A 23,655-nucleotide genomic window follows, 5' to 3' on the forward strand; every position below is an offset into this window, starting at 1 on the left:
TTTTTCAAAGCGTTGCAACCGGACAACAACGGAAGAATGGGCGGCAATATGGAAGTGTTGTGCGGCTTCACGAATGCCCCAATGTTCTTCTAAGACAAGTTTGACAATGTGATGTTTGAATTCGATTGAATAATGTTTACCCATAAAAATCTGCACTTTAACTGGTTGGTTGTGATGTCCAACTTTTGGGGGGCAGATCAAAGTGCGGTTTGTTTTTACGGCGTTTTTATTCGCCTTGTACGGCTAATTCGCTTTGCCGGTCGGTTGTTGCGCGATGGCTAAAAATTCCTTGAAAAAGGTCGGGAAGGTTTTTGCCGTGCAGTTCGGATCCAAAATCGTTACCAGCGTGTCGGAAAGGGCGATGAGCGCAAAGCACATTGCCATGCGGTGATCGTTGTAGGTTTTGATTTCCGCCGCTTTAAATTCCGTGGGTTTTAACGGTTGAATGCGAATAAAATCTTCACCTTCTTCAACCTCTGCGCCTACTTTACGCAGTTCCGTCGCCATGGCGGTTAAACGATCCGTTTCTTTCACGCGCCAGTTGTAAATGTTACGAATCACGGTTTCGCTTTCCGCAAAGAGCGCGGTGGTGGCGATGGTCATGGCGGCGTCGGGAATGTGGTTCATGTCCATATCCACGCCATGTAACGGGGCTTGTTCCGCCAGAATAAAATCGTCGCCCCAAGTGATATTGGCGCCCATTTTTTCTAAGACATCGGCAAACAGGCGATCGCCCTGAATGCTGTTTTTGCCGATGCCTGTCACTTTCACTTTGCCTTTAATGGCGCCTGCGGCGAGGAAATACGAAGCGGAGGAGGCATCGCCTTCCACTAAAAACGTGCCGGGCGATTGGTAGGATTGTTTGCCTTTCACGATAAAGCGTTGGTAATGCTGATTTTCCACAGTCACGCCGAAGGTTTTCATCATGTTGAGGGTGATGTCGATGTACGGTTTGGACACCAAATCGCCGATAATTTCGATTTCGCTGTCGCCCTCCGCAAGGGGCGCCGCCATTAAAAGTGCGGTCAAAAATTGTGATGAAATGGAGCCGTCGATTTTAATTAAACCGCCGCGTAATCCCGTGTTACGAATGGCGATAGGCGGGTAGCCTTCATTTTCTAAATAACGAATATCGGCGCCTGCCTGTAATAACGCGTCTACTAAGTGCTGAATCGGGCGTTCTTTCATGCGCGGTTCGCCCGTTAAAATTACTTCGTTTTGGGCGGAATCCGCGCTGCGAGCCAAACAAAGTGCTGCCGCCAGCGGGCGCATGGCGGTGCCGGCATTGCCTAAAAATAGCGCCAAGCCGTCGTGCCACTGAAAGGCGCCGCCCAAGCCCTGCACTTCGCATACGGATTTATCTTCGGATAACGTATATTGCACACCGAGCTGTTTTAAGGCATTGAGCATGTGGCGGATGTCATCGCTGTCCAACAGGTTGGTTACTTTGGTGGTGCCGTGCGCCAATGCTGCCAGCAATAAGGCGCGGTTGGAGAGGCTTTTCGAGCCGGGTAAATGAATGGTGCCTTCAACGCGGGCAATGGGATTGAGCGTAATGGAAATTGCTTGCTGCATAAGTTGTCCGTTATAAGCCTAAAATTTCGCTAAGTGCGGTTAAAAAACGTTGATTTTCTTCCGGCAAGCCGATGCTGATACGTAAATGATTCGGCAAACCATAACCGGCAAGCGGACGCACGATCACGCCTTTACTCAACAACGCCTGATAAATGGGGGCGGCAGGCTGTTGTAAATCCAGCATGACGAAATTCCCCCTTGGACGGTACATAACGCAGTCCTTTTTCATCGAAGAAATTTTCTAATAATTGCAAGCCGATTCGATTGTTTTCGGCGACTTTCGCTACAAATTCGTCATCTTTAATAGCGGCTGTGGCGGCGGCAAGTGCCAGGCTGTTACAGTTAAAGGGCTGGCGTACGCGATTTAACAGCCCTGCGATTTCCACCGAGGAAGCCGCATAACCGATACGCAAACCGGCTAATCCGTAGGCTTTGGAAAGGGTTCGGCACACGATAAGATTCGGGTATTTCGCCAACAAACCGAAAGAATCCACCCGTTCGCTCGGATCGGTAAATTCCACATAGGCTTCGTCCAATACCACAATCACTTGCGGCGGCACTTGTGCTAAAAAGTCGGCAATTTCTCCCGCTGTTGCAAAGCTGCCCGTCGGGTTGTTCGGGTTGGCTATGTAGATCAATTTGGTCTTCAGCGTGATGGCTTTCAGAAATGCTTTCAAATCATTGCCGTAATTTTTCGCCGGAATTTCCACGCGTTTGGCATTCAAGGCCTGGCTGATTAGCGGATAAACAATGAAGCCGTATTGGGAATAAATCACTTCATCCTGTTCGGAGGCAAAAGTGTGGGCGATGAGTTCGATTAAATCGTTGGAACCGTTGCCGAGGGTGATTTGTTCCGGCTGTAAACTGAATTTCCCGGCAACCGCCTGTTTGAAATAAAATCCGTTAGAATCGGGGTAAAGATTGAGGTTATCTAATTGCGCCTGAATGGCTTTTTTCGCACTTGGCGGCAAGCCGAACGGATTTTCGTTGGAGGCGAGTTTGATGATGTTTTCAATGCCTAATTCGCGTTCCAGTTCTTCAATGGGTTTGCCCGCTTGATAAGGCAAAAGGGTTTTAACGCCTTCATTGGCACGATCAGTGTATTGCATGGTTGCTCCGAGTGGTGATGAAAGAAAAGTGCGGTCAGAATTCCGAATGTTTTTACAATTACCTTTCCTTCCCTTGTTTACGGGGGAAGGTGCCCGAAGGGCGGAAGGGGGCTATATCGTCCCCTCAGCCTGCGGCAGCTCCCCCCGTAAACGGGAGGGAGCGAAGAAGAGTACAGAATAAAATGTGTTTGAAAAACCAACCGCACTTTTATGATAGTTACGCGTTTTCTCCGCGAATTTTTGCATGAAAGCAATCAACGCCTGTACGCCCTCAATCGGCATGGCGTTATAAATGGAGGCGCGCATACCGCCTAACACTTTGTGTCCTTTTAATGCCTGTAAACCTGCGGCGGTGGAGTCGGCGACGAATTTGGCATTCAGTTCATCATTGCCGGTGCTGAAGGTGATGTTCATTAAAGAGCGGTTGGCTTTCGCCACGTTATTGCGGTAGAAATCGCTGCCGTCTAAATAATCGTAAAGCAGTTTCGCTTTTGCCAGGTTGTGTTTTTCGATTTCAGGCAACCCGCCGATAGCCAATAAATGCTTGAATACCAAGGCGCATAAATACCACGCGAAAGTCGGCGGGGTGTTGATCATGGAATCGCTGTTTTTCTGAATTTCGTAATTCCAAATAGACGGTGTGGCTTTGCGCGCGTTGCCGATAAGATCATCGCGCACGATCACGATGGTAATCCCCGCCGGACCGAGATTTTTTTGCGCGCCGGCATAAATTAACCCGAATTTGCTGACATCCACTTTGCGGGAAAGAATGGTGGAGGAGAAATCGCCCACTAACACGCCGTTGCCTACATTCGGCACATCAAAAATTTCTACGCCGCTGATGGTTTCGTTCGGGCAGTAGTGCACGTAATCGTATTGTTCGGCAATATCACTGAAATCTAAAGGTTTCACTTTTAGCTCATCACTCGGTTCCAGAATATTGATTTCGTCAATTTCGCCGAAAGAACGGGCTTCTTTGGCGGCGGTGGCAGACCAGTGACCGCTGTTTAAATACAACGCTTTGCCGTTCTCACGTAATAAATTCATCGGAATGGCGGCGAATTGACCGCGTGCGCCGCCTTGTAAAAACAGGACTTGGTAATTTTCAGGAACATTATAAAGTTTGCGAAAATCCGCTTGGGATTGGATGATTAATTCCATGAACAGTTTGCCGCGGTGGCTGACTTCCATCACCGACGTGCCTTGCCCTTGCCAGTTCAGTAATTCTTGTTGCGCTTGTTCTAATACCGCCTGCGGCATCATCGCCGGACCGGCACTGAAATTAAATACGTTCGCCATATAATTATTTCCTTAAAATAAATAAAAAGAGGATTAAGTTTTATCACCTTGCTGTTTTCTAATCAATGTTTTTTGCGGAAATTTTTTGAATTTATCTCTGCGTTGAAGAATCTGCCCGAAAATACGCGAATGCTTTGACGAAGTAGTGAAAAAAGGCTACATTATCGCCATTCATTTTTTATAACAAGGGAGCAAATCGATGGACAATGTGAATAAATCTTTTCAGGATGTTTTGGAGTATGTGCGTATGTATCGCTTAAAAAATAAACTATTGCGCGATATGGACGATAATAATCGTAAAATCCGCGATAACCAGAAACGCGTATTGTTGTTACAAAATTTAGATCAGTACATTCGTGACGACATGTCTATTCGTGATGTGCGCACGATTATCGAAAATATGCGTGATGACTACGAAAACCGTGTGGACGACTATGTTATCCGCAATGCCGAATTGTCTAAACAACGGCGCGAAATCAGCAGTAAAATGAAGTCACAACAGAAATCCCATAGGGAATCCGCGAAAAAATAAAGTGGCGCGGGAGGTAAAAGAATGGTGAGGCAACTCGCCATTTTTTTGTGGTGAAATGGTGTTAATGTTAATAAAGTGCGGTCAAAATCCGCAGTAAATTTTGACCGCACTTTTTTTCGTAAGCTTCAAGGGAAGCTTAAGGTGAGGCTGGTCCTTAATAGATAAGAGGGACAATTGTAATGGCAACAATGGCCGCGATAATACCGTAAATGATCATCGGTAACACAGTACGCTTGATTATTACGCCTTCTACATTGTTAATGTTCAGGACTGAGCTAACGGCAACGATGTTGTTGATGCATACCATATTACCCATTGAACCGCCTACGGATTGTAATGCAAGTATCAAAGTCGAGGACAATCCGGTAAGTTCAGCAGTAGAAAGCTGTACGCTACCGAAAGTTAGATTAGACACTGTATTTGAACCGGAGAAGAAAGCCCCTACTGCCCCTAAGTATGAAGAAAATATAGTCCAATATTGACCCGTTGCTTCTGCAAAACTTTTACCGATGATTTTTACCATTGAATTATCGCCACCGACTAACATCAGATTTACCATGATTAATGCCCCGACAAGCGCAAAGAATGGGTTCTTTGTTTGTTTGAAACTACTGGCAAAAATATCTTTAGTTTGGGTTTTAGTAATAGAAAATATCGGAATTGCAATCAATACAGTGACAATAAATGGCAGTAATGCCGGCACATAGAGTAATTTATAGCTTGCGCTGATTTGCGTCGAGAAAATATCTTTTAGGCTGAGAATTAACCCTCTGCTTATGTCGAAAGTTCCTAATGAACCCAGCTGAACACTGAACCATGACGTGGTATCGTTCATTATCGATTTAAATGGAAGTTGTTGTAGGCGGGTTATGATTAAAATTATGATTAATAATCCGGTAGGGAATAATGCCTTAGCTACCTTTGGGAAATTAACCGCAGGACCATTTAATGCATCCTCGGTTTTTTCCAAACCAATACCTCTATTAGCTAGAAAAATTGAAATAAACAGACCGATAGCGCCTCCTACCAGTGCCGGAAATTCATAATTAACTTGCGCCAGTAAAAAGTAAGGCACGGTGCAAGAGAAAATTGACAGATAAATATATCGAATGTTTTTGATAATTTCTTTGCTACTGACGATAAAGCGTAATGCAATAAGTGGAATAATAAGTGCCGCTATACTATGAATTAGAGCCGACATAGAACCAATTTCAAGAATTTGATTTTCTGTTAGATTTAACGAGCCAAAACCGAACCATGTTGGCGTACCCACTGCACCGAAAGAAACCGGTACAGAATTCATTACCAGCGTTAACATTGCTACTTTTAGTGCAGGAAAGCCTAGTCCTACTAAAATAGGTGCGGCAATTGCTGCCGGTGTACCAAAACCACTGGCACCTTCAATCATGAAAGTGAAAGACCAGCCGATAATCATAATCTGAGCAACAGGATTAGGGTTAATATTTCCTAACCATTTGCGCAGTGTATTTGTGGCTCCGGAGATTTCTGAAAAGCGGTTAAATAAAATTGCACCGAAAATTACTGTAACCGGCGTCTGTACTGCAACTAATGCTGAAGCGATGTTTGCACTAACAATAGTAATATCGGTACCGAAGAATACTAGTTGGATAATGAATACCACGGCAGCAATCCAAGGGAGCGCTATATAAGATGGTAAAGCATTGCGGTTAACCATTAAATAAATTAATAGAATTATTGGAAAGACACTTAAGAAAAGAGCCATAGAGTACTCCGATGCTAAATTAGTTAAATTAATAGCTCATGTAATTATATGAGCTGTGTAAATATGGTAAAACTGACACCCCTGACCTAACCATAAAAGTTAATTTTCTTGGTTAACAGGGGGATTTTTTATGCTTATTTTTTAGGTGTGAATTCTTGGTTTTTAATTATTATGGTTTTACTCAAATTAAAGGCGGCGTATATAAAATACGCCGTTTGGTGTTTTACGTATTAATAGGTTATAGCTTACTTAAATCTACTAATGCGTCTTTAGTAATGTCACTAATTTTTTGATTACTGGTAAGTGTCATGGCAACATGCATTTCCTTTTTGAAAATATCCAGCATATTTTCCACGCCCAACTGACCTGCCGCACCAAGTGCATATACAAAAGAGCGTCCGATCATGCAGGCATCTGCCCCCAGCGCAATCATTCTGACAATATCTAACCCGTTACGAATCCCCGAATCTGCCAGAATTTTAATTTCACCTTTTACAGCTTCTGCAATCGGTGGAAGGGCCCGTGCACTAGATAACACACCATCTAATTGACGACCACCATGATTTGACACCACGATACCATCTGCACCGAAAAGTACGGCGTCTTTGGCGTCTTTTGGATCTAAGATCCCTTTAATAATCATTGGACCATCCCAGAATTCACGGATCCACTCCAAATCTTTCCACGAGATAGAAGGATCAAAGTTTTCTGTAAGCCAGCCAATGTAGTCATCTAAACCAATTTGCTTACCCATATAGTGAGACACGTTGCCTAATGTATGAGGTTTACCTTTAATTCCGACATCCCATGCCCAAAAGGGATGGGTTATCCCTTGAATGATACGACGGATTTCCTTATAAGGACCGCTCATACCTGAATGCATGTCCCGATAACGTGCACCGGGAGTTGGCATGTCGACAGTAAATACTAAAGTTGAACAACCGGCGGCTTTTGCCCGCTCAAGAGCATTGCGCATAAACCCTCTGTCTTTCAACACATAAAGCTGAAACCACATCGGACGATCAATCTTTGGAGCAACTTCTTCAATAGAGCAGATTGAAACTGTCGAAAGAGTAAATGGAATATTTCTGCTTGCAGCCGCTTTGGCGGCTTGTACTTCACCGCGGCGTGCATACATACCCAGCGCTCCCACGGGCGCAAGAATTGCAGGTATGGATAATTTTTCTCCAAATAACTCAATTTGAGTGTCCAATTGTGACATGTCTTTTAACACACGTTGCCTAAGTGCGATATTTTCCAGATCGTTTACATTACGTTTTAGGGTTTGTTCTGCATAAGAACCACCATCAGCATAATGAAACATAAAAGGTGGAACTTTGCGACGTGCGGCTTCACGATAATCGTTAGCGGACGAAATAATCATTGGTATTACCTCTTTTTATATTACATATTGATAACTATTATTTAACAATAATGTAAGTAATTTTTCTTTGCAAACAATTTAGTCAAGATACTTACATATTTTTTGTAAAATGTGCAGAAGATCACAAAATTGTGACGATTATTTGAGTGAGTTTACCTGTGGAGGTACCAATACTTAGCTGGAAATGGAAGTGTATGATACCGAACAGGCCAGATTTATTCTAAGAGATGAATATTCATAAATAGCAGAAAGAAAGTGCGGTGGAAAAAACAGATAAATTTCTACTGCACTTTTACTCTTAGTTATTAACGCCAAAAGTCTTAGTAGTTTTGTCGTATTTCAAACCGGAGTGGGAACCTTCGGAACCGTTAAAATAGATGTCTTTTGGTTGGGAGCAGGCGGCGATGGTTAAAATGCCGGCGAGGACAAAAAGTAATTTTTTCATGGAACACCTTTACTGATAAATTAAAATAAAATGGGTTGCTAAATTAAATGTGGCGCGATTATAGCACAACAATGTGGCGGGTAGTTAGTTCGGCATAACGTATAAAAACAAAAGGTTTAGTTTTTACTAAACCTTTTGTGGTTTAAAGTGCGGTGGTTTTTACGGGTGTTTTTTTATTATTCGTTAAACATTGCGGAAATGGATTCTTCGTTGCTGATGCGACGAATAGCTTCGGCAAGCATACCGGATAAGGTTAAGGTACGGACTTTGCCTAATACGCGTATTTCCGGAGAAAGTGGGATGGTATCAGTGACCACCACTTCGTCAAGGGCGTCGCTGGCAATATTTTTTGCCGCAGAACCTGAGAATACGGCGTGGGTGGCATAGGCGAATACCCGTCTTGCACCACGTTCTTTCAGGGCTTCCGCCGCTTTGCATAAGGTGCCGCCTGTGTCGATCATGTCGTCAACCAAGATACAGTCACGATCCGCAACATCGCCAATAATGTGCATGACTTTGGATACATTCGCGCGCGGGCGACGTTTGTCTATAATCGCCATGTCGGTATCGTTCAATAATTTGGCAACAGCACGGGCACGAACCACACCACCAATATCCGGAGAAACCACAATTGGGTTGGTAAGGTCGGTTTTTTTGCGAATGTCGTTAAGTAATACCGGTGAACCGAACACGTTGTCTACCGGCACATCAAAGAAGCCTTGAATTTGTTCGGCGTGTAAATCGCAGGTTAATACACGGTCAACACCGACACCGGAGAGAAAGTCTGCAACCACTTTGGCGGTAATCGGTACGCGCGCGGAACGTACCCGACGATCTTGACGGGCATAGCCGAAATAAGGGATGACAGCAGTAATACGCCCGGCGGATGCGCGGCGCAATGCGTCAACCATCACCAATAATTCCATTAAATTATCGTTGGTCGGTGCGCAGGTGGATTGGATAATGAATACATCGCTACCACGTACGTTTTCGTTAATTTGGACTTGTACTTCACCATCGCTGAAACGGCCCACGGTGGCATCACCTAATTTGGTGAACAGGTTTTCGGAAATGCGTTTCGCGAGCTCCGGTGTGGCGTTACCGGCGAAGAGTTTAATATCAGGCATCGTAAATTGACCTCAGGAGTTAGGTTGTAAAATAAGTTGGTTAATTCGTTGAATCAGGCACGTTTTTCAACATTTCATGCAAGGGAGAATGATTTAATCCTTTTGCGACGAAACCAAAACAATTTTTTGGTTTGGCTTGGAGAACTGATTGGGCAGATTTTTTATCATCAAATTCCGCAAAAACGCAAGCACCAGTCCCGGTTAATCTGGCCGGTGCATATTTTACCAACCAGTTCAGTGACTCTTCAACCTCTGAATAATGATCTCGCACAACTTTTTCACAATCGTTTGCATATTTTTCCGCTAATAATTGTGACAGCGATTTTTTCGGCGTATTACGTGGCAAGTGCGGGTCAGAGAACACCACGGCAGTGGAAATAGACACATTCGGCTTGAGCACCAGATACCATTTTTCCGGTGGTTCGCAGTATGTGATTTTTTCGCCTACGCCTTCTGCAAACGCCGCTTTGCCGTGCACGAAAATCGGTACATCGGCGCCGAGGGTTAAGCCCAGTTCGGCAAGCTGCCCGGTGTTCAAACCGGTTCTCCATAAATGATTTAAGGCGACCAATGTCGTTGCTGCGTTGGACGAACCGCCGCCCACGCCGCCGCCCACAGGCAGGATTTTATCTAACAGCAGATCGGCACCCAGCGTGCGGCCGGTATGCTGTTGCAGCAATTTCGCCGCGCGATAAATTAAATTGTCTTCCGCTTTTAAATCGGCAATGGCGGAAGTTAAACGAATCTCGCCATCCGGGCGCACTTTGATGTGTAGCCAATCGCCGAAATCGACAAACTGAAACAGGGTTTGTAGCTCGTGGTAGCCGTCCGCCCGCTTGCCGTTAATGTACAAAAAAAGATTCAGCTTTGCCGGGCAGGGAAAGCGCAAACCTTGTTCGCTTTGCAAGGCTCCAGGGGTGAAAAGTGCGGTGGAAAATTGATACGTTTTCATTGAAACAGCCATTCATCTACGCGGATTTTCAACGTTTGCCCTTCCGTTTTCAGTAAAATATTTTTCGGCATCGGCGGACGATGATTCATGTGATAGGACAAATAGTCTGCCGTCCAAGGTTTGCTGTCGATGGTACGACTGAAGGTGGCTAACAGATGGTTTTCTCCCACTTGATAATCAGCGTTATCTTCCGGTTGACCTTTTAGCCAGAAAGCGAATTGTTCCAGCGGAAAATCCATGCCGATAATTTCACGTAACAGCATTTTTGCATCGGCAGCGGAGCGTTGGCGTCCTTTGTTGTCAGAAATGGTCATTCCTTGATCGTGCATTTGAATTTGCAGGGTTTCGCTGCTGATGGTGGAATAGAGTTTCAGGGTATAATCACGCGGGTTGTTATATTGCCAGTCGAAACGCGTGGAGAAGCGTTCTTTGTTGCTGATGTAACCTAATTGCCCCAGCGCCCGATAGCTTTGGATTTGTTTTAATTGGGTGAAATGCTGCTGCCAAGTGCGGTCGGTTTTTTCGATGTATTTTATGTTAGTCGGACGTTCCTGATCGGTGACACAAGCGGTTAAAAATAACGCGGCTAACACAAGTAAAACGTAGGATTTTAATTTTTTCATAAACAATTTTTATCCCCAAAAATGGTGGCTATTTTACGGTTCGTAATGAGGGCGGCAAGCTTATGCCGATGGTTTAAAGTGCGGTAGGATTTCCGTACGTTTTTGCTTTACGGCAAAAATCCGCCCGCGGTTTAACTGATCGCGAATGGCTTTATTTTCAAAGCCCGCCGCGATGATGGATTGAATATCCACTTTTAATGCCGCCCGATATAGGGCGACGGCAAATTCCTGTTGCGGGTACGCAATGTGCGAGAAACCTTTGCGTCCGCGCGTATCGGCAAAACACACCAGCAAAAATTCCATAAAACGTAACGGTTTGCGCCAAATATCAAAGGTATTGAACAGTTTGACGATGGTTTCCGGGCGTAATTCAAAAATTTTGTGAATGTGGGTGTGATATTCGCAGGTGAGTTCCGCCAGTTGTTGATAATAACCGGGCACTTTTAAGCGTTTGCACAGGCTTTGGGTCGGTGCAATACCGAGCTTTTCATGACTGTGATGATGCGGCCAGTTTTGTTTCGGCGTTTTGGCTTTGCCCAAGTCATGGCAAATGGCGGCAAAACGCACCGCACTTTTGTGGCAATCCACTTGTTCGGAAAGCAACGTCGCCTGTTTTAACACCATCATGGTGTGCACGAAACTGTCAATTTCCGGATGATATTTCGCCGGGTTCGGTACGCCATATAGGGCATCCAATTCAGGGAATAACACCTTGAGCGCACCTACCAGGCGTAAGGTTTCAAAATAAATTTCAGGATTTTTCTCGTTTAGCGCTTTTTCTGTTTCCGCCCATACCCGCTCGGCGGTTAAATGTTGCAGCTCCCCTTGGGCGGTGAGATCTTTCATTAATTGCAGGGTTTCTTCGGCAATCTTGAAACCTAAATAGTGATAACGGGCGGCAAAGCGCGCCACACGCAGAACACGCAGGGGATCTTCAATAAAAGCGGGGGAAACGTGGCGTAACACACGGTTGGTTAAATCCTGTGCGCCACCATAAGGGTCGAACAGATTGCCCTGCAAATCCTGTGCCATGGCGTTAATGGTGAGATCGCGGCGGATTAAATCCTGTTCCAGAGTAATATCGGGAGAAAAATCGCAAATAAAACCGGTGTAGCCCGCACCGGATTTACGCTCCGTGCGGGCGAGGGCGTATTCTTCTTTGGTTTGCGGGTGCAAAAAAACGGGGAAATCCTTTCCCACTTGATGATAGCCTTGTTGGAGTAGTACTTCCGGCGTGGCGCCCACAATAACCCAATCGCGATCTTGAACAGGCAGGTTGAGAAGCTGATCGCGCACAGCCCCGCCAACTAAATAAATTTGAAAATCACTTTCGGACATTATGCCCAACCATCGCGACGACGGCGTTTCGGCATGATTAACGGTAAAATCAACCCAATTAATAAGCCGACGCCAAGCACAGAACCGCCATAAATGAACCATTGAATAGCAATTTCGCGTTTGCCCGCATCTAACATGGCTTCCAAATCGCGGTTTTTGTTTTTGGTGATTTCCAATTCGCGTTTCAGCTGTGAATTTTGTTCTAAGAGTTCGCTGCTTTGTTGTTCCGCTTGTTTGGCACGTCGTTGCATTTCAATAGTACGTTGTTGCCAGTCGCTGTCTATACGGCCTAGCTTCATGCTTAATTCCTGAATTTGGTGTTTTAATTTGGGATTTTCCAGTTTGCTGCTGGCTTCATTACTTAGCTCACTGCTTAAAATCCAGGCTTCGCGATTTTTGCCATCGCGGATTAGAGTATATCGATCTTTTTGATCCAATACAGTTACCGGCTCACCTGATTTAATAGCACCGGCAATTTTATATTGGTCACCTGCACCTTTACGTAAGTAGGTGGAAAGGTTTTCTGTTACATATTTGGTTTCTGCTTGTGCAGTAGTGATACCTAAGCCCAGAAAGGTTAGTGTGAGAAAGTATTTAATGTTTTTTTGCATACTGTAGACCCTAAGTTAGTGAATAAGAATTAAAAGTGCGGTAATCAATGACCGCACTTTTAGTCCGATTAATGAAAAATTGCTTTGAGCAAATAGTAAATAATAATAGAGAACAATGCACCGGCAGGCAGAGTAACAACCCATGAAACCACGATGTTGCGAATTACGGTCAGGTTAATTGCCGCAATTCCGCGCGCGAAACCGATGCCTAATACAGCACCCACTAAGGTTTGTGTCGTGGAAATCGGCAAGCCTGTACCGGATGCCACGACCACGGTCATCGCGGTGGCGAATTGGGCAGCGAAGCCGCGACTTGGGGTTAAATCCGTAATGCCCGTACCGATAGTTGCCATTACTTTGTAGCCCATGACGATCAAACCGCCCATGATACCGGATGCGCCCAGGGGCAAAATCCACCAAACGAGGGGGGTGTTGTTTGCGATTTGGCCACCACTTTTGATAATAGCGACCACCGCAGAAAGCGGACCGATAGCGTTCGCAACATCGTTAGAACCATGGGCAAATGCCATAGCACAAGCGGTCATCAGCATTAAAATACTAAAGATCTTTTCTACGCCGCTAAAGGTACCGCCATGGAGCATTCTTTGTTTGAATTTTTTACTACGAAAGTAAAAATAGCAGTAAATAACGGCTACTGCGCTGATAGAAAAAGAAATCAGGAAGTTTTCCTGACTGCTTAAATTTAACCCTACATGCTTTAACCCTTTGGCCAGGGTAACAATGCACAAGATGAAAATAGTAATACCCATATAATAAGGACCATATTTTTGTGCGTTTTTAAGTGGGCTTTCTGTGTCAAAAATCAGTTTTTGCGTGCTGATAAAAATGGCGTAAGCCAACATACCGGCAATTACCGGTGTAATAAACCAACTGCCAACAATATTTCGGATATTGCTCCAATCAACCGAATGAGGGCCTGCCGTAACACACGCAAAACCAATAACAGCACCGATGATAGAGTGAGTGGTGGATACCGGCCAGCCCATTTTGGAGGCGATTAATAACCAGGCGCCTGAAGCGAAGAGGGCAGCCATCATCCCGAAAACTAAAACTTCCGGTTCATTGACGAATTCCATAGTGTCGATGATGCCGCTTTTGATCGTTTCTGTGACTTCACCACCGGCTAAATAAGCACCGGCGGCTTCAAAAATCATGGCAATAAAAATAGCTTGTTTTGCTGTGACTGCCCCTGAACCAACAGATGTTCCCATGGCATTTGAAACATCGTTAGCTCCTACACCAAAGGCCATAAAAAAACCGAAAATTGCGGTAATTATGATTAATAACGAACCATATTGATTGAGTAATTCCATTGAAAAAATCCCGGATAAATGGAAATTATGAACGTGCTAACATCAGCTCAATGCGCGCTCCGACACGTTGTGCCTGATCGGCAAGTACACCGACCCATTCAATGACTTTGTATAAGAACATTACATCAATCGGGTTAAAGCGATCTTCAATATCAAATAACATTCTTCGCAATTTAATTTGTATTTGGTCGGTATCGTCTTCAATGATATCCAGCTCGTTAATCATTTGATTGACGAAATTTAATTCGCGACCTTTGAAACCGGTTTCCAGTAGTTGATCCATTTCTTCAATCACTTTATGGGCTTGTTCGGTAGCGTCCAAACTGCGACGTACATAGCTCATAAATTCGTTTTTCATTTCCTCCGGAATACTTAATTGACGACCAATCATACGGCCGACAATGTCTTTGGTGTAGTTTGCCAATTTATCTTGTTGAGTCACTAATTCCAACAAATCCGTACGATCGATAGGCATGAATAAACCACGCGGTAATTTTAAACGAATCTCACGTTTTAACGCGTCAGCCTGACGTTCGTGTGCAGAAATATCTAAACGAATTTGCTCCGCTTTTGCCCAGTCGGTATGAAATGTTGCTTCAAAAAAAGGGATTAATAATTCACAACATTCGGTAACTTTATTAGAGTGCTTTTGCAGGGGCTTTAAAGGGGAGTGGGCAAATAATCCGAGGATATTATTCATTGCCATAAAAAGTGACTCCTTTAAGGAAGGTTAATAATTCACGCGCATATTACATTATGTTGATGAAAAATTCACGATTTTAATCGAAAAATCCCCTTATTTATTGGATAATAAACCCCTTATAAATCAGGTAAGAAGATAAAACCTTATGATCTTTAAGGGATTTTATAATGCAGGATGAAATTGAATTAAAGTTAGCGGTGGATTTTGTCGATGTAGCACAATTAGACAAAATTTTAAATCATTTCAAAGTGGTTGAAAAACAATGCGATTTTTTAGCCAACACCTATTATGACACCTCCGATCAGTTTTTTACCCGACATAAAATGGGCTTGCGGGTTCGCCGTCAGCAGGACAATTACACGTTAACGCTAAAAACCGACGGCAATGTTTCCGGCGGATTGCACGTGCGCCCCGAGTATAATGTGGCGTTGCCCGATGCCAAGCCCGATTTGAACGCGTTAATTGAAAAACACGGTTTACGGCTCTGCAATCCGAAGGCGGAATTGCACCCCGTTTTCAGCACGGATTTCGAACGCCGAAGCTGGCTGGTGCAATATGCGCCCGATTGCCAAATTGAAGTGGCGTTTGATCTGGGCAGTGTGGCTGCAGGCGATAAACGGCAGCCTATCCGCGAAATAGAATTTGAAATCAAATCCGGCGAATTGGCGCCATTTTTTGCCTTTGTGATGGATTTCTTAACCCGCTATGAGGGCAGCGTACATTTTTATTCCGTGAGTAAAGCCAAACGCGGTTATCAATTGGCGCAGGGTAAACTCGCCCAATCAAGTGATTGGATCGAACATTGGCGCGGCGTTTTACAGGCGGAAAAACGGGCGCAAAAAACATCGGAAAAATTACTCACAATCGAATCAAGTTCTATTGTTCGCCCCGATGGGGCCGTTGGCAAAGCCAACGTTCAAAATCCGTTGGATTTTGTAACCGCACTTTTGGGCTACGAGCAATCTTTAGTGGAAGAAACTTTGGCGTTAGGGGCAAATTTCTTTGCCGGCAGTTTTATCAAAACCGTTGAACGGGTAGGCGCGTTTTTCAATTTGTATCACTATTATGAAGACAATAAATCCCTGTTGGAAGCGGCATTGAATGAGCAATTGGCAGCCAATCGGCATTATGCGCAGGACAATGTATTGACGGAGGTGACTGAAGAAAATGACCGCATATTGACGCAGCTTCACTATATCATTCGTCTGCACAGCGAAAGTAAAGATAACGCCCTGGCGATGAATAAATTGCTTGAACTCATTCAAACGCCGCAATACGCCCAACGTATGCTTCATCTCATCACTTTAACTATCGGTGGGTAATCTATGGCAAAGGCAAAAACGGCTTATGTATGTAACGATTGCGGCGCGGAATATTCCCGCTGGCAGGGGCAATGTTCCGCCTGTAAAGCCTGGAACACCATCACCGAAGTGCGGTTGGTTTCCGGCTCAAATAATAAAGCGGATCGGTTTAGCGGCTATGCGGGCGAAACCCGTGCCAAAATTCAAACCTTGAGTGAAATCAGCCTACAGGAAACCCCGCGTTTCAGTAGCGGATTTTTTGAGCTGGATCGTGTACTGGGCGGCGGTGTCGTGCCGGGCAGTGCGATTCTTATCGGTGGGCACCCGGGGGCGGGGAAAAGTACTTTATTATTGCAGGTAATGTGTAATTTATCGCAAAAAATGACCGCACTTTATGTCACTGGTGAAGAATCTTTGCAACAAGTGGCGATGCGTGCCAAACGCCTTGGCTTGCCGCCGGAAAAATTGAATATGCTGTCGGAAACTTCCGTAGAGCAAATTTGTAACCTGGCGGATCAGCTCAAACCGCAGATCATTGTCATCGACTCCATTCAGGTTATGCACTTGGCGGACATTCAATCTTCCCCCGGCAGCGTGGCACAAGTGCGTGAATGCGCTTCGTTTTTAACCCGCTACGCGAAAACCCGCCAAGTGGCGATTGTGATGGTGGGACACGTCACCAAAGACGGCACCCTTGCCGGACCGAAAGTGTTGGAGCACGCCATTGACTGTTCTTTATTATTGGAAGGCGAAACGGACTCCCGTTTCCGCACTTTACGCAGCCATAAAAACCGTTTCGGCGCCGTAAACGAATTAGGCGTGTTCGCCATGACGGAACAAGGGCTGCGCGAAGTGAAAAACCCGTCGGCGATCTTTTTGAGTCGCGGCGACGAACAAACGCCCGGCAGTTCCGTGATGGTGTTATGGGAAGGCACGCGCCCGCTGTTGGTGGAAATTCAAGCCTTAGTGGATCATTCCATGCTCGCCAATCCGCGCCGTGTCGCCGTGGGGCTAGAACAAAACCGTCTCGCCTTATTACTCGCCGTTTTGCACCGCCACGGTGGTTTGCAAATGGCGGATCAGGATGTTTTTGTGAACGTGGTGGGTGGCGTTAAAGTGACCGAAACCGGCGCGGATTTAGCCTTACTCCTCGCACTCATCTCCAGCTTCCGCAACCGCCCGCTGCCACAGGATTTAGTGGTCTTCGGCGAAGTGGGTTTAGCAGGCGAAATCCGCCCCGTGCCAAGCGGTCAGGAACGCATTAGCGAAGCCGCCAAACATGGTTTTAAACGCGCCATCGTGCCTTTTGGCAATAAACCGAAACATAAGGTGGAGAATATGGAGGTGTTCACGGTGCGGAAGTTGGGTGATGCGATTGGGGTGTTGGATCGGTTTTAAATCGGGTTTCGCCGATGGCGAGTTCCTATTTTCGCCAAGGCGACCTTCTTTCTTTTGCCTGCCCAAAAGAAAGAAGGCAAAGAAAAGGGCACCCCGGATAAATTGCTTTTCCTCTCTTAGCATTAATTTTTTTCACGGAAAATTTCTAACTCGCTACGCTCAAACAGAAGAAATTTTCCTAAAAATTAACGCACGTTCGGGCAATTTATACGGGGACCCCGTTGGAGCGTTATTTGAAAAGTGCGGTGCGTTTTTGATTTGTTTTTAAGATTAAAGACGACGCTATTATGTAGCTGTTGCACAAAGATGAAATTACGGTTCCTGAGATGGTTGGTGAGCCTGTCGAACCACTGTCGAAGGATGAGTAATTTCATCCCATTTAGGCACAAAACTCATGCTTCGACTAATCCTTCGACAAGCTCAGAAACCGTCTCAGCAACCGTTTTGTGCATTTACTATATAATGCCGAAAAACGAGTGGAAAATGTACCGCACTTTAAGTTTTGTGAAATAAAGAAAGGTTATTCGGAGAAAGAATAATTTCCCCCGTTTAAGGCGCCCCTTTTTCTAAGTATTTTTTAGGGAAGTTACGCCAGCGACGCGTCAAGCGGAGTCTGCTAACTTTCCGTTAAGAAAAATACTTAGAAAAAGGGAAAAGCGACTTATCCGGGTCGCCTTTCTTTTGGTTCCTTTTCTTTGGCGAAGCAAAGAAAAGGAACTCGCCATCGGCGAAACCCGATATACCAACCCCAAAACAACATCCCCTCACTTTATTACTGAATTTTCCCTCAAATTACGCTAAAATCTCCCCTCAATTTTCAAACTCAGCTCAAAACCTCATGGAAAAAAAACTACCCAAAGCCCTTGATGCTATCGACATAAAAATTCTCAACGAATTGCAACGTAACGGAAAAATTTCCAATATTGATTTGTCCAAGAAAGTAGGGTTATCGCCGACACCTTGCCTGGAGCGGGTGAAGCGGTTGGAAAAGCAGGGCGTGATTGTGGGGTATCGTGCTTTGCTGAATCCTGCATTATTGGATTCGCCGTTGTTGGTGATCGTGGAAATTACGCTGGTACGTGGCAAGCCCGATGTGTTTGAAGAATTTAACGCGGCGGTGCAGCAGTTAGATGAAATTCAGGAATGCCATTTGGTTTCCGGTGATTTTGATTATTTATTGAAAACACGGGTGGCGGATATGGCGGCTTATCGTAAATTGCTGGGAACCACCTTGCTGCGTCTGCCTGGGGTGAACGACACGCGAACCTATGTGGTGATGGAAGAAGTGAAACAAACGAATTTTTTACAGTTAAAATAGCGCATGATTAAACATATTACCGGGCATTTTTCGCCGAAGTATTACCTATTACATTTGCTGTTAGGATTGACCGCACTTTTCGGTTTTTATCTGATTATCGCCTGGTCAGGCTATACGCCGCTGGACAATTCTTGGGCAACCTCCGGCTTCGCGCCGGAAACCATCAACAAAGCGGGCGCGTTCGGTGCGTGGTTTGTGGATTTGTTTTTTGTATTTTTCGGCTACATAGGCAATTTGATCCCTTTCATTTTATTTTTTATCCCCGTTTATTTAATTCGTTCCAAGCGGGTGGAAAGTCTCACTTGGATTAAATTCGCACTGCGTTCGTTCGGTTTCATTTTGTTGCTTTGCGGTTTAACCATGCTTGCCACACTTTCACTGAATAACCCGGCGTCTTACCTGGCGGGAGGCGTGTTGGGCGGTAGCTTGACCCTGAATTTATACCCGAGTTTAGGCAAATTCGGTGTATCCTTGCTTGCTGTGATTTTTGCGGTGGTGGGCTTTATTTTCTGCTCCGGTGCTTCTTTTATTCGTCTCTTAATGAAATTTTACCGTTGGCTGACCATGCAAAATCCGCCTGAAGACCTGGAAAAAGCCGACGAAACTGAAAGTGAGGAAGCGCACATGGCAGAGCCGCCGGAAGAGATCGTGATTGGGAAAACTCCAGCGCAGGAAGCGATGGAGCAGCCTACCGAATTGGTCAATCCTGCGGATCGCATTAATATTTCCGGCTTACCAAAAGCGCAGGATATGTTTCATGTGCCGATGAATAATGGGAACGAGGTCAATGCTTTTGCATCGGAAAACTCTGGTGAATTCGTTAAATACGATTTTGAACAACAGGAAATCTTGCCGAATGTGAGTATTTCTATGCAGCGCGGTCAGGCAGAATTGTTGACGCAACAGGATTTCACTCCGGCATGGCAGCAAACAAATGCCTTTGGTGAAGAGAAAAGTGCGGTTGATTTTGGCGGTAAATTTGCGACGTCAGAGGATATGCCGAGCGTGTCGTTGGCTGAACCGGCAGTCAACCTGGCGGAGGAAGATCCCGAACAAAGCGAACTTGCCCGCCAATTTGCTGCGCAAGAGCAACAACGTTTGCGGGAAATGGAACAGCGCGCGAAAGACATGGGTGTGCAGGACGTCTATCAGCAAATTGTGCAGGAACCAACGGCGGAAACCGCACCGAAGACAGCCAATTATCGTCCTTACGGCAATTCCTTGATTCACCCTGCGTTTCAGCAACATAAAAAGAACATCGAAAAGCCGACGACGCCGTTGCCGAGCCTGGATTTATTGGAACATCGTCCGATCCGCGAACAGGATATTACTCAAGCGGAAATTGTCGAAACCTCACAACGTATTGAACAACAATTGCGCAATTTCAATGTGAAAGCGAAAGTCAAAGATGTTTTAGTGGGACCGGTGGTGACACGCTATGAATTGGAATTGGATCCCGGCGTGAAAGCTTCCAAAGTTACGGGATTGGATACGGATTTGGCACGCGCTCTGATGTTCCGTTCCATTCGTGTGGCGGAAGTGATTCCGGGCAAACCTTATATCGGTATCGAAACGCCGAATGATCACCGTCAAATAGTACCGTTGCGCGATGTGTTGGACAGCGATGAATTCCGCAATTCCAAAGCCTTGCTTTCCATGGCGTTAGGTAAAGACATTAGCGGCAAACCAATGGTGGTGGATCTTGCTAAAATGCCACATTTATTGGTGGCAGGGACCACGGGTTCCGGGAAATCTGTCGGCGTAAATACCATGATTTTAAGCCTGCTTTACCGTGTTAAACCGGAAGAAGTGAAATTCATCATGATTGACCCGAAAGTGGTGGAATTGTCTATTTATAATGATATTCCGCATCTTTTAACGGAAGTGGTCACAGACATGAAAAAAGCGGCAAACGCGTTGCGCTGGTGTGTAGACGAAATGGAGCGTCGTTATCAATTATTGTCTGCTTTACGGGTGCGTAATATTGAAGGATTTAACGAGAAAGTTGATGAATATGAGGCATTAAATATGCCGATTCCGAACCCGTTATGGAAGCCGGGCGATTCCATGGACACTTTGCCGCCACCGTTGGAAAAACTGAGTTACATTGTGGTGATTGTGGATGAATTCGCCGATTTGATGATGGTGGCAGGCAAACAGGTGGAAGAGCTTATCGCACGTTTGGCGCAAAAAGCCCGTGCGGTTGGGATTCACTTAATTTTGGCAACCCAACGCCCTTCTGTAGATGTGATTACCGGTTTGATTAAAGCCAATGTGCCGAGCCGCATTGCCTTTACCGTGGCGACTAAAATTGACTCGCGTACTATTCTTGATGCAGGCGGTGCGGAATCCTTATTGGGTAAAGGCGATATGCTGTATTCCCCACAGGGTTCTACCGAACTAGTCCGTATTCACGGTGCTTTTATGACTGATGATGAAGTCGTGCGCGTGGTAGATGATTGGAAAGCACGCGGTAAACCGAATTACATTGACAGCATTTTAGAGGGCGATGAGGAAGATGCGGGCGCGGAACGTTTAAGTGAGCGTGGTAGCGAAACCGATGGGTTGTTTGATGAAGTGGTAGAGTTCGTGGTCAGCACAGGCACCACATCTATTTCTGCGATTCAACGCCGTTTTCGCGTAGGCTTTAACCGTGCTGCCAATATTATGGATCAACTGGAAGAACAGGGTATTGTCTCGCCGGTGCAAAATGGTAAACGTGAAGTGTTGGCGCGCGGCACGGATTATTAATCCGTGATATGCATTAAACAACAGTTTATTTATCCATTGATGAACAAATCTCAAGGTGCGTGTGAATGCACCTTCTTATATGGAATATAGGTAACGCTATGAAAAAAACACTGCTAAAACTGACCGCACTTTCTCTGCTTGGTCTCTCTTCTGTGGCTTGGGCAAATGCCGATGCTGAGCTGCAAAACCGCTTAAACAAAGTGGATGTGTTAAGTGCGGATTTCGCGCAAACCGTGAGTTCGGCGAACGGTAAAAACGTGCAGCAAGGCAACGGAAAATTGCAAATCAAACGCCCGAATTTATTCCGTATGGACACCAAAGCTCCGCAGGAAACCCAAATCATTGCCGACGGACAAACTTTGTGGTTCTACGATCCTTTTGTGGAGCAGGTCACCGCCAATTGGGTGAAGGATACGGTGAACAATACTCCGTTCGTGTTGCTGACCAGCGATGATAAAAGCCATTGGGCGCAATATACCGTTCAGCAAAAAGACGATACCTTCGTGTTAACCCCGAAAGCAAAAAACAGCAACATCAAACAATTTGATATTCGTATTGATCCGAACGGCGTATTAAAGGGCTTTAGCATCATTGAAAGAGACGGGCAGTCCAATCAATATGTGTTGCGCAATATTACCAACCAAAATTTAGACGACGGATTGTTTAAATTCAGCGTGCCGAAAGGCGTCGAGTTAGACGACCAACGGAAAAAGTAAGCGGGTTCGAGCATGTCTAACTTCAGCTTTGATTTCAACGAAAATGATTTTCGCCCGCTCGCCGCAAGAATGCGCCCTACCACGTTGGCGCAATATTGCGGTCAGTCCCATTTATTGGGCGAAGGAAAACCGTTGCGCAGAGCCATTGAAGCGGGATATGTCCATTCCATGATTTTCTGGGGCCCGCCCGGCACCGGCAAAACCACCTTGGCGGAGATCATCGCCCATCGCATTAACGCGGAAGTGGAGCGTATTTCCGCCGTCACCAGTGGCATTAAAGAAATCCGCGAAGCCATCGACAAAGCCAAACAAAATAAACTGGCGGGTTTACGCACCATTTTGTTTGTGGATGAAGTGCACCGTTTTAACAAAAGCCAGCAAGACGCTTTCCTGCCGCACATTGAAGACGGTACCATTATTTTTATCGGCGCCACCACGGAAAATCCCTCCTTTGAACTCAACAACGCCTTGCTTTCCCGCGCGCGGGTTTACATTCTTAAACCGCTTTCCGCGCAGGAAATCGAACATGTTTTACAGCAAGCCATTGATGACCCGGAAAACGGTCTGGGAAAAGTGCGGTTAAATTTACAAGAGAATTTATTGTCTCTATTGGCGGAATATGTCAACGGCGACGCACGCCTTGCCTTGAATTGCCTGGAAATGATGGTGGATATGGCAGGTGAATCGGAAAACGGCAAAATTTTAGACCGCACTTTACTCACGGAAGTGTTGGGCGAACAGCAGGCGCGTTTCGACAAACAAGGTGACCGTTTCTACGATTTTATTTCTGCGCTGCACAAATCCATTCGCGGCTCCGCCCCTGACGCCGCTTTATATTGGTATGCGCGCATTATCACTGCCGGCGGCGATCCCCTTTATGTGGCGCGTCGTTTATTGGCAATTGCCTCGGAAGATGTCGGCAACGCCGACCCGCGCGCTATGCAGGTGGCGCTCGCCGCCTGGGATTGTTTCACCCGCGTCGGTGCCGCCGAAGGCGAACGCGCCATTGCGCAAGCCATCGTCTATTTAGCCGTCGCACCGAAAAGCAACGCCGTTTATCTCGCCTTCAAAGCCGCCAAAAAATTGGCGACCGAATCCACCGATTTCGATGTCCCCGAACACCTCCGCAACGCCCCGACCAACCTCATGAAAGACCTCGGCTTCGGCGCCGAATACCGCTACGCCCACGACGAGCCCAACGCCTACGCCGCTGGCGAAAACTACTTCCCGCCACAACTGAAAGACACCCAATTCTATTTCCCGACTACCAGAGGCATGGAAATTAAGATAAAGGAGAAGTTGGAATGGCTGCGGGGGCTGGATCAGGAAAGTGGTAAGAAGCGATATAAATAGGTATCGGGATTTCGCCCGAGGCGCCTTACTTTCTTTTGCTTG

The 23,655-nt window shown here is 45.8% G+C and carries 19 protein-coding genes and 1 pseudogene; 7 read left to right on the forward strand and 13 right to left on the reverse strand.

The annotated features are described in order from the left end of the window. Positions 1-243 precede the first annotated feature (243 nt). From aroA to serC, 3 genes and pseudogenes are all read right to left on the reverse strand, one after another. Positions 244-1,575 carry a 3-phosphoshikimate 1-carboxyvinyltransferase gene (gene aroA / locus DK423_RS07025; protein WP_061885992.1) on the reverse strand — a complete coding sequence of 444 codons (1,332 nt, stop codon included), beginning with the start codon at positions 1,573-1,575 and terminating at the stop codon, positions 244-246. Positions 1,576-1,585: 10 nt separating this feature from the next. Next, positions 1,586-2,684 (reverse strand): annotated as a pseudogene (gene hisC / locus DK423_RS07030) (histidinol-phosphate transaminase). A gap of 111 nt (positions 2,685-2,795) precedes the next feature. Continuing rightward, positions 2,796-3,983 (reverse strand): 3-phosphoserine/phosphohydroxythreonine transaminase, encoded by a 1,188-nt coding sequence (serC, locus tag DK423_RS07040; RefSeq protein ID WP_005558018.1) that lies wholly within the window; start codon positions 3,981-3,983, stop codon positions 2,796-2,798. Between the two features lie 199 nt (positions 3,984-4,182). On the opposite strand from serC, the gene DK423_RS07045 reads away from it, so the two are divergent. Continuing rightward, a complete protein-coding gene (locus tag DK423_RS07045) occupies positions 4,183-4,515 on the forward strand; it encodes a DUF496 family protein (protein WP_005558019.1) in 333 nt (110 codons plus the stop codon). A 154-nt stretch (positions 4,516-4,669) separates the two neighbouring features. On the opposite strand, the gene DK423_RS07050 is transcribed toward DK423_RS07045, so the two are convergent. The 10 genes from DK423_RS07050 to DK423_RS07090 all read right to left on the reverse strand — a co-directional run bounded on the left by DK423_RS07050 (position 4,670) and on the right by DK423_RS07090 (position 14,779). After that, positions 4,670-6,259 (reverse strand): L-lactate permease, encoded by a 1,590-nt coding sequence (locus DK423_RS07050; RefSeq protein ID WP_005558020.1) that lies wholly within the window; start codon positions 6,257-6,259, stop codon positions 4,670-4,672. Positions 6,260-6,497: 238 nt separating this feature from the next. After that, positions 6,498-7,643 (reverse strand): FMN-dependent L-lactate dehydrogenase LldD, encoded by a 1,146-nt coding sequence (gene lldD / locus DK423_RS07055; protein WP_005558021.1) that lies wholly within the window; start codon positions 7,641-7,643, stop codon positions 6,498-6,500. Positions 7,644-7,941: 298 nt separating this feature from the next. Beyond that, on the reverse strand, positions 7,942-8,088 hold the full coding sequence (locus tag DK423_RS11175) for a hypothetical protein (RefSeq protein ID WP_005558022.1): 147 nt from the start codon (positions 8,086-8,088) through the stop codon (positions 7,942-7,944). Positions 8,089-8,264: 176 nt separating this feature from the next. After that, the gene (locus tag DK423_RS07060; protein WP_005558023.1) at positions 8,265-9,215 is read right to left on the reverse strand and encodes a ribose-phosphate pyrophosphokinase; all 951 of its coding nucleotides are present in this window, start codon (positions 9,213-9,215) and stop codon (positions 8,265-8,267) included. A gap of 40 nt (positions 9,216-9,255) precedes the next feature. Continuing rightward, positions 9,256-10,167 carry a 4-(cytidine 5'-diphospho)-2-C-methyl-D-erythritol kinase gene (ispE, locus tag DK423_RS07065; RefSeq protein ID WP_005558025.1) on the reverse strand — a complete coding sequence of 304 codons (912 nt, stop codon included), beginning with the start codon at positions 10,165-10,167 and terminating at the stop codon, positions 9,256-9,258. Further along, the gene (gene lolB / locus DK423_RS07070) at positions 10,164-10,790 is read right to left on the reverse strand and encodes a lipoprotein insertase outer membrane protein LolB (RefSeq protein ID WP_005558027.1); all 627 of its coding nucleotides are present in this window, start codon (positions 10,788-10,790) and stop codon (positions 10,164-10,166) included. The genes ispE and lolB overlap by 4 nt, the downstream gene beginning before the upstream one ends. Before the next feature lie 60 nt (positions 10,791-10,850). After that, positions 10,851-12,128 (reverse strand): multifunctional CCA addition/repair protein, encoded by a 1,278-nt coding sequence (locus DK423_RS07075; RefSeq protein ID WP_005558028.1) that lies wholly within the window; start codon positions 12,126-12,128, stop codon positions 10,851-10,853. Then, positions 12,128-12,739 carry a TIGR04211 family SH3 domain-containing protein gene (locus tag DK423_RS07080; protein WP_005558030.1) on the reverse strand — a complete coding sequence of 204 codons (612 nt, stop codon included), beginning with the start codon at positions 12,737-12,739 and terminating at the stop codon, positions 12,128-12,130. Before DK423_RS07080 ends, DK423_RS07075 begins: the two co-directional genes overlap by 1 nt. A 68-nt stretch (positions 12,740-12,807) precedes the next feature. Further along, positions 12,808-14,073 (reverse strand): inorganic phosphate transporter, encoded by a 1,266-nt coding sequence (locus DK423_RS07085; RefSeq protein WP_061886078.1) that lies wholly within the window; start codon positions 14,071-14,073, stop codon positions 12,808-12,810. A 25-nt stretch (positions 14,074-14,098) separates the two neighbouring features. Beyond that, positions 14,099-14,779 (reverse strand): TIGR00153 family protein, encoded by a 681-nt coding sequence (locus DK423_RS07090; RefSeq protein ID WP_005558032.1) that lies wholly within the window; start codon positions 14,777-14,779, stop codon positions 14,099-14,101. Between the two features lie 164 nt (positions 14,780-14,943). Here DK423_RS07090 and DK423_RS07095 point away from each other — a divergent pair, with 164 nt between their 5' ends. The 6 genes from DK423_RS07095 (at position 14,944) to DK423_RS07120 (ending at position 23,613) form a co-directional block, all read left to right on the forward strand. Next, complete coding sequence (locus DK423_RS07095; RefSeq protein ID WP_005558033.1) at positions 14,944-16,098, forward strand: CYTH domain-containing protein; 1,155 nt, start codon at positions 14,944-14,946, stop codon at positions 16,096-16,098. A 3-nt stretch (positions 16,099-16,101) separates the two neighbouring features. Beyond that, positions 16,102-17,475: a DNA repair protein RadA gene (radA, locus tag DK423_RS07100; protein WP_061885912.1), complete on the forward strand. Its 1,374-nt coding sequence runs from the start codon at positions 16,102-16,104 to the stop codon at positions 17,473-17,475. 838 nt (positions 17,476-18,313) lie between these two features. Continuing rightward, entirely contained in the window at positions 18,314-18,793 is a 480-nt protein-coding gene (gene lrp, locus DK423_RS07105) for a leucine-responsive transcriptional regulator Lrp (RefSeq protein ID WP_005558035.1), read from the forward strand. 3 nt (positions 18,794-18,796) lie between these two features. After that, a complete protein-coding gene (locus tag DK423_RS07110) occupies positions 18,797-21,544 on the forward strand; it encodes a DNA translocase FtsK (protein ID WP_005558036.1) in 2,748 nt (915 codons plus the stop codon). 98 nt (positions 21,545-21,642) lie between these two features. After that, positions 21,643-22,260: an outer membrane lipoprotein chaperone LolA gene (gene lolA, locus DK423_RS07115; RefSeq protein WP_005558038.1), complete on the forward strand. Its 618-nt coding sequence runs from the start codon at positions 21,643-21,645 to the stop codon at positions 22,258-22,260. A gap of 12 nt (positions 22,261-22,272) precedes the next feature. Continuing rightward, the gene (locus DK423_RS07120) at positions 22,273-23,613 is read left to right on the forward strand and encodes a replication-associated recombination protein A (RefSeq protein ID WP_061885914.1); all 1,341 of its coding nucleotides are present in this window, start codon (positions 22,273-22,275) and stop codon (positions 23,611-23,613) included. Positions 23,614-23,655 lie beyond the last annotated feature (42 nt).

The sequence above is a fragment of the Aggregatibacter actinomycetemcomitans genome (assembly GCF_003130205.1).
Classification (GTDB): Bacteria; Pseudomonadota; Gammaproteobacteria; order Enterobacterales; family Pasteurellaceae; genus Aggregatibacter; species Aggregatibacter actinomycetemcomitans_A.